The following is a 13,446-nucleotide window of genomic DNA, read 5'->3' on the forward strand; positions in this document are numbered from 1 at the left end:
ACGACGCCTTGCAGGTGAACCCATGGCCGGATCGGGACTGCCCGCGACCTAACGCGCAAAGGAACCAGCATAACCCGCCCTGCGCAAGCGATCCAGCGCGGCGATCAGACGCTCTCGGGTCTCGAAGGGCCCGGCGAGAATGATCCTGCGACCGCCCTCGCCCGGCTGGGTCTGGCGTGCGACCGGATAGCCCATGGCCCGAAGTGCCGCGATGGTGGCGGTGACGCCATCCGGGCTGAACTGGCCGATCTGCACATAGCGGGCCGTCGCCGCAATCCGTTCCTGACCGACCTGTGCCGAGGGCGCCGTATCCGCCCCTTTCCCTTGGCCAGCGGCAGTCGCCCCGGCAGACGGTCGGACCGCGACGCCTCGCCCCTCGACGGGATTCGGGGCCCTTGCCGGCGCACCGTATTCTGGCGCGATGCTCTTCCCGGCATGCGCCACCGCTATCCCCCTACCCTCGCCACGACGCCTGGAGCCGCGCGCCGTCTGCGCGCCGGGTAAAGGCGACGCCGCCAGCCCCGCACAATAGCCGAGCGTCGGATCGGCCCCGAGCGCGCGCCCGATCGCTCCGGCAGACCCGAGCCCGAGAAGCTCGCAAAGGCGCCCCGTCGGTGCGGTTGACGCTGCCATACGGGCGGCCATCGCCGGTTCGGCGCGCAGCGCGCGGCTGATTTCGGCCCCGATGCCGAGGTCGGGCACTGCTTCCGGCGTTTCCGGCACCTCACGCGCTGCGAGCGACTGCGGTGCCGCGCCACTCGCTGTCACGCCCGCGCCCGCAATGGTCGCCGCGGCTGCTGAAAGATCGATCCCGCTGCCCCCGGCCTCTACCAGAGAAATCGTCAGATCGCGCTCGATGGCGTCCAATGTGGCTGCAGGGGTGGCGGCCGCCTGGTTCGATATCCAGGCCGAGCGGCTGGGGGGAAAGCCGCAAAGGGGGGCACCGTCATCCCCCAATTTCGCGGCCCAGTCCCGCCCGGAGCGGTCAAAGACGCAGCCGGCGCTGTCGATATATTGCGTGCCGGGAAAATCGGCGGGGGGCAGTTCAGCCGGGCGACCGCCAGCGGCCGCAGCCAGTGCCGCCCCCATTGCCCAGAACAGCCCGAAAAGCACCAGTTGTCGCATCGTCCCGCCGAATCAGTCGTTTCGGCCGTTCTAGCGAAAGCGGCTTACCAGCCGGTTAATGCCTTACTTGGTGCCGAACATCCGGTCGCCCGCATCGCCCAGACCCGGCACGATATAGCCGTGATCATCCAGCCTTTCGTCCAGCGATGCCGTGACGATCGGCACATCGGGATGCGCCTCGGCCATACGCGCGACCCCCTCGGGCGAGGCCAGCAGGCACAGGAAGCGGATATTCGTGGCCCCCGCCGCCTTGATGAGGTCGATCGCCGCCGCCGAGGAATTCCCCGTCGCCAGCATCGGATCGACCACGATCGTCATGCGGGCATCCAACTCCTTGGGAAGCTTTGAATAATACTGCACCGGCTGCAAGGTCTCGGGGTCGCGATACAGTCCTACGAAGCCCACGCGGGCTGAAGGGATCAGTTCGAGAATCCCATCCATCAGACCGTTCCCGGCGCGCAGAATCGACACCAGCGCCAGCTTCTTGCCCTCCAGCACGGGGGCATCCATCGCTTGCAGCGGCGTCTCGATCCGCTGGGTGGTCACGGGCAATTCGCGGGTGATCTCATAGGCCAGCAGCAGGCTGATCTCGCGCAGGAGCTGCCGAAAACCGGCGGTCGAGGTGCTCTTGTCGCGCATCAGCGTCAGCTTGTGCTGCACCAGCGGGTGATCGACGATGGTGAGGTGCGGGGCGGTCATGGCGTCACTCCGATGATTGGGGTCTCCCGCGGGGTACAGGGTCTGAAGCCGACCTGTCCAGCCGTTACGCAAAGGCGGCGCGCAGGCGGGCGCGGGTGTTTTCGTCACAGAAGGCCGCCTCGGCGGCGGTCCGGTTCAGTTCGGCGAATTCGGGTTCGGCCCAGCCAAAAGCATCGGCGAGCCGGTCATATTCATGCGCCAGTGTGGTGTGGAAGAAGGGCGGATCGTCGGTCGAGATGGTGACCTTCACCCCCGCATCGGCCAGCCTTGCAATCGGGTGGCTGGCCCAGTCGGGATAGAGGCCAAGCGCGACATTGGAACCGGGGCAAACCTCCAGCACGGTGCCGCGATCGGCCAGTTCGCGGATGAGCGCCGGATCCTCGATGGCGCCGACACCGTGGCCGAGGCGCGTCACGCCGAGCGTCAGAGTATCGCGAACGGATTGCGGGCCGCCCCACTCCCCCGCGTGAGAGGTCAGGCCCAACCCCGCCTCTCGCGCGCAATCGAAGCTCCACGCATAATCCTGCGCGCGGCCCATGGCCTCGGCCCCGCCCATCCCGAAGCCCGTCACCCAGCCCGAGCCGTCGGCGCTGCCGGTTTCGGCCGCGCAGATCGCGGTCTTGCGGGCGCGCTCGGGGCCGAAATGGCGGATCGCCGTCAGGATGGCGCGGCTGTGGATCCCCTCGGCCGACATCTCGGCCGCGACCTCGGTCATCGCCGCCAGGTATTCGCGCCAGGCGGACAGGTCGCCACCGCCGCAGAACTCGGGCGAGACGAAAAGCTCGGTATAGATCGCCCCCTGCTCGGCACCGTTCTGGAGCACCTCGCGCAGCAGCCGGGCATAGTCCTGCGGCGACTTGATGGCCGCGGTCGCAGCCTCGTAGACGCGCAGGAAGTCGTTGAAATCCTTGTAGACGTAATGCCCCCGCGCATCGAAGATCGAAGGCAGGTCAATATTCTTCTCCGCTGCCAGCCCCCGGATGAAGGCCGGCGGGGCCGCACCTTCGAGATGCAGATGCAGTTCAATCTTCTTTAAGTCTTTCATCGGATGATAATCCTGCGAATCAGAGCGAGGAGGTCAGAGAAAGCTGGTGCCATGTTTCGGCGCATCGAGTCCCAGATGGGCCGCGACGCTGGCGCCGATATCGGAAAAGCCGACATTGCCGATGGCGCGCGCGCCCAGACCTGCCCCCAGAACGGGCACACGTTCCCGCGTATGATCGGTTCCGGTCCAGGACGGATCATTTCCGTGATCGGCGGTGAACAGGATCAGATCGCCCGGTTGCAGACGGGCGATCGTCCGACCCACAACGGTATCGAACCATTCCAGCTGCCGGGCATAGCCGGGAAGGTCGCGTCGGTGGCCATACAGGCTGTCGAATTCGACGAAATTGGCGAAGGTCAGGCTGCCGGGACCGGCATGGTCGATCAGGCGCAGAAGATGTTCGGCCAGATCGGCGTCGGATTTGCCCTTGTGCAGCGTGCCGATGCCGCGATGGCTGAAGATATCGCCGATCTTGCCGATCGCATGGGTCTCGCGCCCGGCCTTGGCGGCGATGTCGAGGATCGTCTCGGAAGGCGGGGCGATGGCGTAATCGCGGCGGTTGGGCGTGCGGGCGAAATGGCCGGGCGTGCCGATAAAGGGGCGCGCGATCACCCGGCCCACGCGCATGGCGTGCAGCGTGGGCGCGAGATCCGCGCACAATTTCAGCAGGCGGTCGAGACCGAAGGCATCCTCATGCGCGGCGATCTGAAAGACGCTGTCGGCAGAGGTATAGCAGATCGGCCAGCCCGTTTGCAGATGCGCCTCGCCCAATTCGTCAAGGATCACCGTGCCGGAAGCGTGCTTGTTGCCCAGAATGCCCTCGGTTCCGGCCAGTTCGCAGACGCGGGCGGTGATTTCGGGCGGAAAGGCCGGCTGGGTGTCGGGGAAATAGTGCCAGTCCCAAGGCACCGGGACACCGGCGATTTCCCAATGCCCCGAAGGCGTGTCCTTTCCGGGCGAGATCTCAGTAGCCGCGCCCCACAGCCCTTCGGGTGTGGCATCGAGACCGCGCGCCGCGCGCCCCGAGGTCAGCCTGATCGCCGCACCAAGCCCCAGGCGGTCGAGGTTCGGCAGGTGCAGGGGACCCGCCTCGGCCATGTGCAGCACGGTGTTGCTGCCGGTATCGGGGCGGCCGTCATTGAAAAAGCGGTCGGCGTCGGGTGCGCCGCCGATACCCACGGAGTCCATCACCACCAGAAAGGCACGCGACATGTTGGCCTCAGCTCCTTGTTTGCTGGCGCATGCTCTGCGCGTCTGCGGAGGGCTGCGCAATGTGGCCGCGCAGCAGCGGGCCTGCCTCCGGCCGGTCGGGCGCGATCCGGTAAGCCGCCTGCACGGCGGCAATGGCGGCATCGGCATCGCTGTCAGAGGCGGCATGCACGAAGCCCAGCACCTTCTCGGTCGGCTCGGTGAGGCGGCGCAGATCGGACAGGCCGACCCGGTGGTCAATGGCGTCGCCAGCGCGGACCCGACCGCCGCCAAGCGCGATCACCGCATTGCCAAGGGCGGTGCCATCGATACGCGTCACAAAACCGTCCGGCGCGGGAACAGGCCGAATGACCGGCGCCGGGGAAAGATGCTTTTGCGGCGCATCGATCAGATCGGCCGGGCCGCTTTGCCCCACGACCATGCGGGCGAAAATTTCCGCAGCGCGACCGGAATCGAGCGCCTCGGCGGCACGCGCCAGCGCATCGTCCCGCCCCGTCAGCCCCAAGGCTTCGGCCGCGAGTGCCAGCGTCAGATCGCGCAGGGCCGACGGGGCGCCGCGCAGGCAGGCGATGGCCTCGGCCACTTCCAGCGCGTTCCCGGCGGCGCGCGCCAGCGGCTGATCCATATCGGTGATCAGCGCCGAGGTTCGGCAACCGGCCGCGTTGGCGGTCGACACCAGCGCCTGTCCAAGCTCCGCCGCTTCCTGTTGCGACTGCAGGAACGCACCCGAGCCCGATTTGACATCCAGCACCAGCGCATCCAGGCCGGCGGCCAGTTTCTTCGACAGGATGGAGGCGGTGATCAGATCGACCGACTGGACGGCGGCAGCTTCGTCCCGGATGGCGTAAAGGCGGCGATCGGCCGGGGCCAGATCGCCCGAGGCCGCAACGATTGCGCAGCCGACGTCACGCACCAATTCGCGAAACCGCGCCTCGCTCAGGTCGCAGTCATAGCCGGGGATCGCCTCCAGCTTGTCCAGCGTGCCGCCGGTATGGCCAAGCCCGCGGCCGGAAATCATCGGCACATAGGCCCCGCAGGCCGCCAGCACCGGGGCGAGGACCAGCGACACCACGTCACCGATCCCGCCGGTCGAGTGCTTGTCGACCACCGCGCCGGGCAGATCCCAGCGCATCACATGACCGGAATCGCGCATCGCGCGCGTCAGCGCGGCTCGCCCCTCGGTCGACAGGCCGCGCGTCAGCACCGCCATTGCGAAAGCACCGGCCTGCGCATCGGACAGGCTGCCATCGGACAGGCCGGCCGCGATCAGCGAGGCGCCGGCCTGATCCAGCCCACCGCCATCGCGCACCCGTGCGATGACCGGGCGCGGATCGACAGGATGGGCCCCACCCACGGCGTCGGGGGTCACGACTGCGCCCCCTCCATATGGCCCGCATCGAAGCGGCCCGGCAGCAGTTCGCCAATGGTGGTCGCCATGGTGGCGCCGCCGGTGGTGGCCAACAGCACTGGCGTCTCGCCCCGGCCGAATTCGGCCAGCTTCTGACGGCAACCGCCACAGGGGGGCACGGGTGTGGGCGATCCGGCGATTACGGCGACCTCGACCAGTTCCGTCTCGCCCGCCGCGACCATGGCGGCGATGGCGCCCGCTTCGGCGCAGGTGCCTTCGGGATAGGCCACGTTTTCCACGTTGCAGCCGCGATAGATCGCGCCGGATTTGCCGCGCACCGCAGCGCCCACCTTGAAATTGGAATAGGGCGCATAGGCGGCCTCGCGGACCTCGCGGGCGGCGTCGAGAAGGGACATGGCGGATCTCCGAAACTGATCGGGCGAATTTGCGCGCGCCCGGTCACGGATGCAAGACGCAGCAGCCGCGACAATCAGCTTCGGGCAGAAACTGCTTCAGGCCGGGCAGTCTTGTGATGGCCCCGGCAAACTGGTTTAACGCTGAACCATGGCGCGCCGCGATCTGCGGCCGGCGGGACGCGGCACGGGCGGCGCCCCTTGGCCGCCCGGAAGGGGCGCGGGACAGCGGGGGCGAAGATGGAAGAACAGCGGCAGGACAAGGCGCGCCTCTCGGCGCTGGAATATCACGAATTCCCGCGTCCCGGTAAGCTGGAGATCCGGGCCACCAAGCCCCTGGCCAATGGCCGCGACCTGTCGCGCGCCTATAGCCCCGGCGTGGCCGAGGCCTGTATCGAGATCAAGAACAACCCCGCCGATGCCGCCCGCTACACTGCGCGGGGCAATCTGGTGGCGGTGGTCTCGAACGGCACGGCAGTGCTGGGCCTGGGCAATATCGGTCCGCTGGCGTCGAAACCGGTGATGGAGGGCAAGGCGGTCCTGTTCAAGAAATTCGCCAATATCGACTGCTTCGACCTGGAAATCGCCGAATCCGACCCCGAGAAGCTGGCCGCCATCGTTCAGAGCCTGGAGCCGAGCTTTGGCGCCATCAATCTGGAGGATATCAAGGCGCCGGAATGCTTCATCGTCGAGAAGCTGTGCCGCGAGAAGATGAACATCCCCGTGTTCCACGACGATCAGCACGGCACCGCCATTGTCGTCGGCGCCGCCGCGACCAATGCGCTGCGCGTGGTCGGCAAGAAGTTCGAGGAGATCAAGATCGTCTCGACCGGCGGCGGCGCGGCGGGGATTGCCTGCCTGAACATGCTGCTGAAGCTGGGCGTGAAACGTGAGAATGTCTGGCTCTGCGATCTTCACGGGCTGGTCTATGAGGGCCGGGCCGAGGATATGAACCCGCAGAAGGCGGCCTATGCCCAGAAAAGCGACCTGCGCAGCCTGGATCAGGTGATCGAAGGTGCCGACATGTTCCTTGGCCTGTCCGGGCCGGGCGTGCTGAAGAAAGAGATGGTCGCCAGAATGGCCGCCCGTCCGGTGATCTTCGCGCTGGCGAACCCCACGCCCGAGATCATGCCCGAGGAGGTGCTGGAGGTCGCGCCCGATGCGGTGATCGCCACCGGGCGCAGCGATTTTCCCAATCAGGTCAATAACGTCCTGTGTTTTCCCTTCATCTTCCGGGGCGCGCTGGATGTCGGCGCCACGCAGATCAATGACGAGATGCAACTGGCCTGCATCGAGGGCATCGCCGCCCTTGCCCGCGCCACGACGGCAGCCGAGGCGGCAGCGGCCTATCGCGGCGAGACGCTAACCTTTGGCCCGGACTACCTGATCCCGAAGCCCTTCGATCCGCGACTGATCGGGGTGGTTTCGACCGCGGTTGCCAAAGCGGCGATGGAATCGGGCGTCGCCACCCGGCCGATCGAGGATCTGAACGCCTACAAACGCAAGCTCGACGGCTCGGTCTTCCGCTCGGCGCTGATCATGCGGCCGGTCTTCGAAGCCTCGGCGCTGGCGGCGCGCAACATCGTCTTCGCCGAGGGCGAGGACGAACGCGTGCTGCGCGCGGCCAATGCGATGCTGGAAGAAACCACCGACAAGCCGATCCTGATCGGCCGTCCCGAGGTGATCGAGATGCGCGCCGAACGCGCCGGCCTGCCGATCCGGCCGGACAAGGATTTCCAGATCGTGAACCCGGAAAGCGACTCGCGCTACCGCGAATACTGGGAAACCTATCACGATCTGATGGCCCGGCGCGGGGTGACACCCGATCTGGCCCGCGCCATCATGCGCACCAATACCACCGCCATCGGAGCGGTCATGGTGCACCGGGGCGAGGCCGACAGCATGATCTGCGGCACCTTCGGGCAGTATAGCTGGCATCTGAATTACATCGAGCAAGTGCTGGGCCGCGATGGCCTTTCGCCGCAGGGCGCGCTGTCGATGATCATCCTTGAAGACGGGCCGCTGTTCATCGCCGACACCCAGGTGAACAATCATCCGACGCCGGAACAGATCGCGCTGTCGGCGATCGGTGCCGCGCGCCATGTCCGCCGCTTCGGGCTGGTGCCGCATGTGGCGCTGTGCAGTCATTCGCAGTTCGGCAATCTCGACACCGATTCCGGGCGGCGGATGCGGGCCGCGATGCAGATCCTGGAAAACCGCGAGGTCGATTTCAATTTCGACGGTGAAATGCATGTCGACGCTGCGCTCGACCCGGAAATCCGGTCGAGGATCTTCCCGGCCTCGAAGCTGGAGGGGGCGGCGAATATCCTGATCTTTTCCAGCACCGACGCCGCATCCGGCGTGCGCAACATCCTGAAACACAAGGCAAACGGGCTGGAGGTCGGACCGATCCTGATGGGCATGGGCAACCGCGCCCATATCGTCACCCCCTCGATCACCGCGCGCGGGCTGCTGAACATGTCGGCCATCGCCGGCACGCCGGTCGCACATTACCAGTAAGGCGCCGGTAAAGCGCGCGGATGCGGCGTCTCGCCGCATCCGCCGCCCCCAATTGCCTCCACCTACCCTGCTCGCCTAACCTTCGCGCGAGAGTTGGGAGGAATGCAGATGGGTTACCGCGAGGTTTACGAAACTTGGAAAGCCGATCCGGAAGCTTTCTGGATGCAGGCGGCGGACGCCATCGACTGGGTGCGGCCGCCCTCCAAGGCACTGTTCGACGAAAACGCGCCCATCCATGAGTGGTTCTCGGACGGTTTGGTGAACACCTGCTGGAACTGCGTCGATCGCCATGTCGCGGCCGGGCGCGGCGACCAGATCGCCATCTATCACGACAGCCCGATCACCCATGCGACCAAGGGCATCACCTATGCCGAGCTGCAGAAGCGCGTGGCCACGCTGGCCGGCGCCTTGCGCGCGCGGGGCATCGAAAAGGGCGACCGGGTCATCATCTATATGCCGATGATCCCGCAGGCGATCGAGGCGATGCTGGCCTGCGCGCGACTGGGCGCCATCCACTCGGTCGTGTTCGGCGGTTTCGCCGCCAATGAGCTGGCCGTCCGCATCGACGACGCCCAGCCCAAGGCGATCATCGCGGCCTCGGCCGGATTGGAGCCGGGCCGGGTGGTCCATTACAAGCCGCTGCTCGATCAGGCGATCGAAGCTGCCCGCCACAAGCCCGACTTCTGCGTCATCTTCCAGCGCGACGAAGATATCGCCAAGCTGATCGAGGGCCGCGATGTCAGCTGGTACGGCTTTCAATACGGCATCGAACCGGTCGAATGCGTCCCGGTCGAGGGCAATCACCCAGCCTATATCCTCTATACGTCGGGCACGACCGGCCAGCCCAAGGGCGTGGTGCGCCCGACCGCCGGCCATCTGGTGGCGCTCGCCTGGTCGATGGAGAATATCTACAAGATCGGTGCGGGCGATCGCTTCTGGGCGGCATCGGATGTGGGTTGGGTCGTGGGCCACAGCTATATCTGCTACGGTCCGCTGATCGTGGGCGCGCAGACCGTGGTGTTCGAGGGCAAGCCCGTCGGCACCCCGCATGCCGGGGTGTTCTGGCGCACGATCCAGAACAACCGCATCAAAAGCTTCTTCACCGCCCCGACCGCCATCCGCGCGATCCGGCGCGAGGACCCCGACGGTGAATATATCCGCCGCTACAAGCTGCACGACCTGCAGGCGCTGTTTCTCGCCGGGGAACGCGCCGACCCCGACACCATCGAATGGGCGCAGCGGCATCTGGGCGTCCCGGTGATCGACCATTGGTGGCAGACCGAAACCGGCTGGGCGATTGCCGCGAACCCCTTGGGAATCGAGGAATTGCCGGTCAAGCTGGGCAGCCCGGCCGTGCCCATGCCCGGCTATGACGTGCAGGTGCTGGACGAAAGCGGACAGCCCGTCCCGCCCGGCACGTTGGGCGCGATTGCAATCAAACTGCCTTTACCGCCGGGCACCCTGTCGGGTCTGTGGAATGCCGAGGAGCGATATCGAAAGTCCTACCTTTCGCATTTCCCCGGCTATTACGAGACCGGCGATGCCGGGTATCTGGACGAGGACGGCTATCTCTACGTCATGGCGCGCACCGACGATGTGATCAACGTGGCTGGCCATCGCCTGTCCACCGGCGCCATGGAGGAGATCCTGGCTCGTCACCCGGATGTGGCCGAATGCGCGGTGATCGGGGTCAGCGACGCGCTGAAAGGGCAGGCTCCGCTGGGGTTTCTATGCCTTAAGAAGGGGGCCGCCACTGCGCCCGACCAGATCGTCCGCGAGGTGGTGGCGATGGTGCGCGACGATATCGGCCCCGTCGCGGCGTTCAAGCAGGCCGTTGTGGTGGATCGGCTGCCAAAAACCCGGTCGGGAAAGATCCTGCGCGCGACCATGGCCAAGATCGCCGATGGCGAGGATTACAAGTTGCCCCCTACGATTGACGACCCCGCTGTGCTGGACGAAATCACTGCCCTGTTGCGCGACCTGCCGCGCGGCTAGGCACGTGTCGGCAACGGAACATCCCGCCCGCGCGATGCGGACGGGATGGCCTGTCAAGATGATCCCTGCCTGCGCCCGTTCATTCCCAGTGGTCGAAATTCCCACCAGATGTTGTGTTCGTGGGTCTACGCGGCCCAAATTGCTTGAGGGATCGCCTTAAATCAAGGAATTTTTCGTTAAGATTGGGTTAACGACCGTGGGTGGCTAAAGCAGGACCAGCGTGGCCAGACCGAGAAAGGCAAAAAATCCAACCATATCCGTCACCGTGGTCACAAACGTCCCCGAGGCGAGCGCCGGGTCTGCGCCGAGCCGGTTCAGCGTCAGCGGCACCAGCACGCCGCCCAGGGCGGCGACCGTCAGGTTGATGATCATGGCGACCGCGATCACCCAACTGAGTCCCGGCTCGCGGAACCAGATATAGGTAATAACTCCCAGAATCACCGCAAAGGTGGTCCCATTGATCAGCCCGACCACCGCCTCCCGTCGGATGATGCGCCAGGTGTTCGAGGGCGTCAGGCTTTTCGTCGCAAGACCGCGCACCACCACGGTCAGCGTCTGCGTCCCGGCATTCCCCCCCATCGAGGCGACGATGGGCATGAGCACGGCGAGCGCCACCAGCCGGGCAATCGACCCTTCGAAGAACGAGATGACGCTCGCCGCCAGAATCGCGGTGATGATATTGATCGTCAGCCAGGGCACACGTTGCCGCACCGTTTCCAGCACGCTGTCCGAAATCGAGGAATCGTCGCCGACCCCCGCCAGACGCAGGATATCTTCCTCGTGCTCGTCATCCAGAACCTCCATCGCATCGTCGATGGTGATGACGCCGACCAGCCGGTCATGTTCATCCACAACCGGCTCGGAGATCAGATGATACTGGTTGAAGGCATAGGCGACATCGGCCTCGTCCGCGAAGGCGCTGATCGGGCGGAAGCTGTCCTCGGTCAGGTCGCGCATCGCGGTGTCCCGACGCGCGGAGAGCAAGCGGCCGAGCGCGACATAGCCGACCGGACGGCGGCGCGGATCGACCAGCACCACGTGATAGAACTGGTCGGGCAGGTCGTCGTCGCGGCGCAGGAAGTCGATGGTTTCGCCGACGGTCCAGTGCTCGGGCGCGGTCACCACCTCGGACTGCATCATCCGGCCGGCGGAATATTCGGGATAGGTCAGCGACTGCTCGACCGCCGCGCGGTCGGATTCGTCGAGCGCGTCCAGAACCTTGCGCTGTTCGGGCTCGTCCAGTTCCTCGATCAGTTCGACGATATCGTCGCTGTCCATCTCGCGGACGGCCTCGGCCAGCACGGCCTTGGGCATCTGCTCGACCACCTCGTCGCGGATCGATTCGTCGATCTCGGACAGGATGTCGCCATCGATCTCGCCTGACCACAGGGACAGGAACCGCCGCCGCCGCGCCGGTGACAGGTTTTCGATCACGTCAGCGATATCGGCGGCGTGCATCGGCTCCAGCAGGGCGTCTAGCCGGGCCGGATCCTCGTCGTCGATGGCGTCGCGGATCTGATCGATCAGCGCCCGTGAGGGCACGAAATCGTCGTCATCCGTCGCCGGCTCGACCTCGGGCAGATCAGGCTTGCGCGGCGATTTGGGCTCGTTCTCGGGCAAATCGGGACGCTGCGGTTCGTCCGGCATGGACACCCCCTTCGGATCTTGGCGATGGCGACATGGCGGGCATCCGCGCCCGGCCGGATCATAGTCGAGCCGCCCGGCGGCGGCAACGCGATTAGCCGCGCAGAAGCGCCAGCGCAGCGGCGTGGAGCGCAGGCGTCGCCGCGGCCAACACCTGGCCGCCGCCATGGGCCGCCCCACCCTGCCAGTCGGTAACGACGCCGCCCGCGGCCTCGATCACGGCGATGGGGGCCACGATGTCATAGGGCTGCAGGCCCGCCTCGATCACCAGATCCACCTGCCCCAGGGCCAGCAGCGCGTAGCCGTAGCAATCCAGCCCATAGCGCGTCAGCCGCGCCCGGCTGGCCACGCGCTGAAAGGCGGCCCGCTCCGCCTCGGTGCCGATTTCGGGGAAGGTGGACAGCAGCGTCGCCTGCGCCAGCGACACCCCTTGGCGGACCGCCAGCGGCCTCTCGCCCTGACGGTCGGTCACACGGGCGCGGCCCAGTCCGCCTTCAAAGCGCTCACCGGTGAAGGGCTGGTCGATAACCCCGTAAACCGGGCCGTCCGCGTCGGTCAGGCCGATCAGCGTCCCCCAGCTGGGCGCGCCCGAGATGAAGGCGCGCGTGCCGTCAATCGGGTCCAGCACCCAGGTCAGACCGCTGGTGCCGGGTTGGATGCCGAATTCCTCGCCCAGGATGGCGTCCTGCGGGCGACGCTCGGCCAGAATGGCCCGCATGGCGCGCTCGCTCTCGCGGTCGGCCTCGGTCACCGGGTCGAATCCGGTTGCCAGCTTGTTGTCGGGCGACAGTCCGGCGCTGCGAAACAGCGGCAAGGTCCGACCGCGCGCGGCATCCGCCATCGCAGACGCGGTCAGAAAGATTTCATCATGATTCATCATTCGCCCCCTGTTGCGCGCCATATGTAGCGCGGAACAGGCGGGGCGAACAATTGCCCGTGACAGCCCGGCCGCCTGGTGTCAGGCGGCGTGCGAAAGGACGCGGGCCAGTTCGAAGATCTGGCGGCGCTGTGCCTCGGGCATGGCGTAATAGGCGCGGATCAGCTGCAACGCTTCCTTGTTCGCCAGGATGTCGTCATCGACCCCGGCATCGGCGCGCCCATCGGCCAGCCCTTCAAAGAAGAAGCTGATCGGCACATCCAGCGCGCGGGCAATGTCCCACAGCCGTGATGCCGACACGCGATTCGCGCCCGTTTCATATTTCTGGATCTGCTGGAACTTGATCCCGACCTGATCTGCCAGCTGTTGCTGCGTCATGCCGATCAGCCACCTGCGGTGACGGATCCGCGTGCCCACATGCACGTCAACTTCGTGCTTCATACCACACCTCACTCAATCTGTGCGAGTAATACACCCTTCGTCCCTTCGGTGGCGACTGGGAAAATCTGGCCGACACGCTAGAGTTGTCCAAAAGGACAGGTTTTTGCATTACCATAATTTGTACGACCCG

Annotated in this window: 11 protein-coding genes; 2 read left to right on the plus strand and 9 right to left on the minus strand. The window is 66.2% G+C overall.

Translation table 11 applies throughout. The features are described 5' to 3' along the window. Positions 1-48 precede the first annotated feature (48 nt). The 6 genes from H1S04_RS05280 to H1S04_RS05305 form a co-directional block, all read right to left on the minus strand. Positions 49-1,125 carry an SPOR domain-containing protein gene (locus H1S04_RS05280; protein WP_181744480.1) on the minus strand — a complete coding sequence of 359 codons (1,077 nt, stop codon included), beginning with the start codon at positions 1,123-1,125 and terminating at the stop codon, positions 49-51. Positions 1,126-1,188: 63 nt separating this feature from the next. Next, positions 1,189-1,824 (minus strand): uracil phosphoribosyltransferase, encoded by a 636-nt coding sequence (upp, locus tag H1S04_RS05285; protein WP_181744481.1) that lies wholly within the window; start codon positions 1,822-1,824, stop codon positions 1,189-1,191. A 64-nt stretch (positions 1,825-1,888) separates the two neighbouring features. Beyond that, entirely contained in the window at positions 1,889-2,869 is a 981-nt protein-coding gene (locus tag H1S04_RS05290) for an adenosine deaminase (RefSeq protein WP_181744482.1), read from the minus strand. 33 nt (positions 2,870-2,902) lie between these two features. Continuing rightward, positions 2,903-4,081, minus strand: a complete 1,179-nt coding sequence (locus H1S04_RS05295) for a phosphopentomutase (RefSeq protein ID WP_181744483.1) — start codon at positions 4,079-4,081, stop codon at positions 2,903-2,905. A 7-nt stretch (positions 4,082-4,088) separates the two neighbouring features. After that, complete coding sequence (locus tag H1S04_RS05300) at positions 4,089-5,447, minus strand: thymidine phosphorylase (RefSeq protein WP_181744484.1); 1,359 nt, start codon at positions 5,445-5,447, stop codon at positions 4,089-4,091. Beyond that, positions 5,444-5,893, minus strand: coding sequence for a cytidine deaminase (locus H1S04_RS05305; protein WP_366521904.1), 450 nt, complete (start codon positions 5,891-5,893; stop codon positions 5,444-5,446). Before H1S04_RS05305 ends, H1S04_RS05300 begins: the two co-directional genes overlap by 4 nt. Positions 5,894-6,079: 186 nt before the next feature. Here H1S04_RS05305 and H1S04_RS05310 point away from each other — a divergent pair, with 186 nt between their 5' ends. Both H1S04_RS05310 and H1S04_RS05315 read left to right on the plus strand, forming a co-directional pair. Further along, positions 6,080-8,359, plus strand: coding sequence for an NADP-dependent malic enzyme (locus tag H1S04_RS05310; protein WP_181744486.1), 2,280 nt, complete (start codon positions 6,080-6,082; stop codon positions 8,357-8,359). A gap of 108 nt (positions 8,360-8,467) precedes the next feature. After that, on the plus strand, positions 8,468-10,354 hold the full coding sequence (locus H1S04_RS05315; RefSeq protein ID WP_181744487.1) for a propionyl-CoA synthetase: 1,887 nt from the start codon (positions 8,468-8,470) through the stop codon (positions 10,352-10,354). Positions 10,355-10,558: 204 nt separating this feature from the next. On the opposite strand, the gene mgtE is transcribed toward H1S04_RS05315, so the two are convergent. The 3 genes from mgtE to H1S04_RS05330 form a co-directional block, all read right to left on the minus strand. Continuing rightward, entirely contained in the window at positions 10,559-12,001 is a 1,443-nt protein-coding gene (mgtE, locus tag H1S04_RS05320; RefSeq protein ID WP_181744488.1) for a magnesium transporter, read from the minus strand. 91 nt (positions 12,002-12,092) lie between these two features. After that, a complete protein-coding gene (gene hisN / locus H1S04_RS05325) occupies positions 12,093-12,875 on the minus strand; it encodes a histidinol-phosphatase (protein ID WP_181744489.1) in 783 nt (260 codons plus the stop codon). An 81-nt stretch (positions 12,876-12,956) separates the two neighbouring features. Continuing rightward, the gene (locus H1S04_RS05330) at positions 12,957-13,316 is read right to left on the minus strand and encodes a helix-turn-helix domain-containing protein (protein ID WP_181744490.1); all 360 of its coding nucleotides are present in this window, start codon (positions 13,314-13,316) and stop codon (positions 12,957-12,959) included. Between the last annotated feature and the right edge of the window lie 130 nt (positions 13,317-13,446).

The organism is Paracoccus sp. S1E-3 (genome assembly GCF_013868135.1).
Classification (GTDB): Bacteria; Pseudomonadota; Alphaproteobacteria; order Rhodobacterales; family Rhodobacteraceae; genus Paracoccus.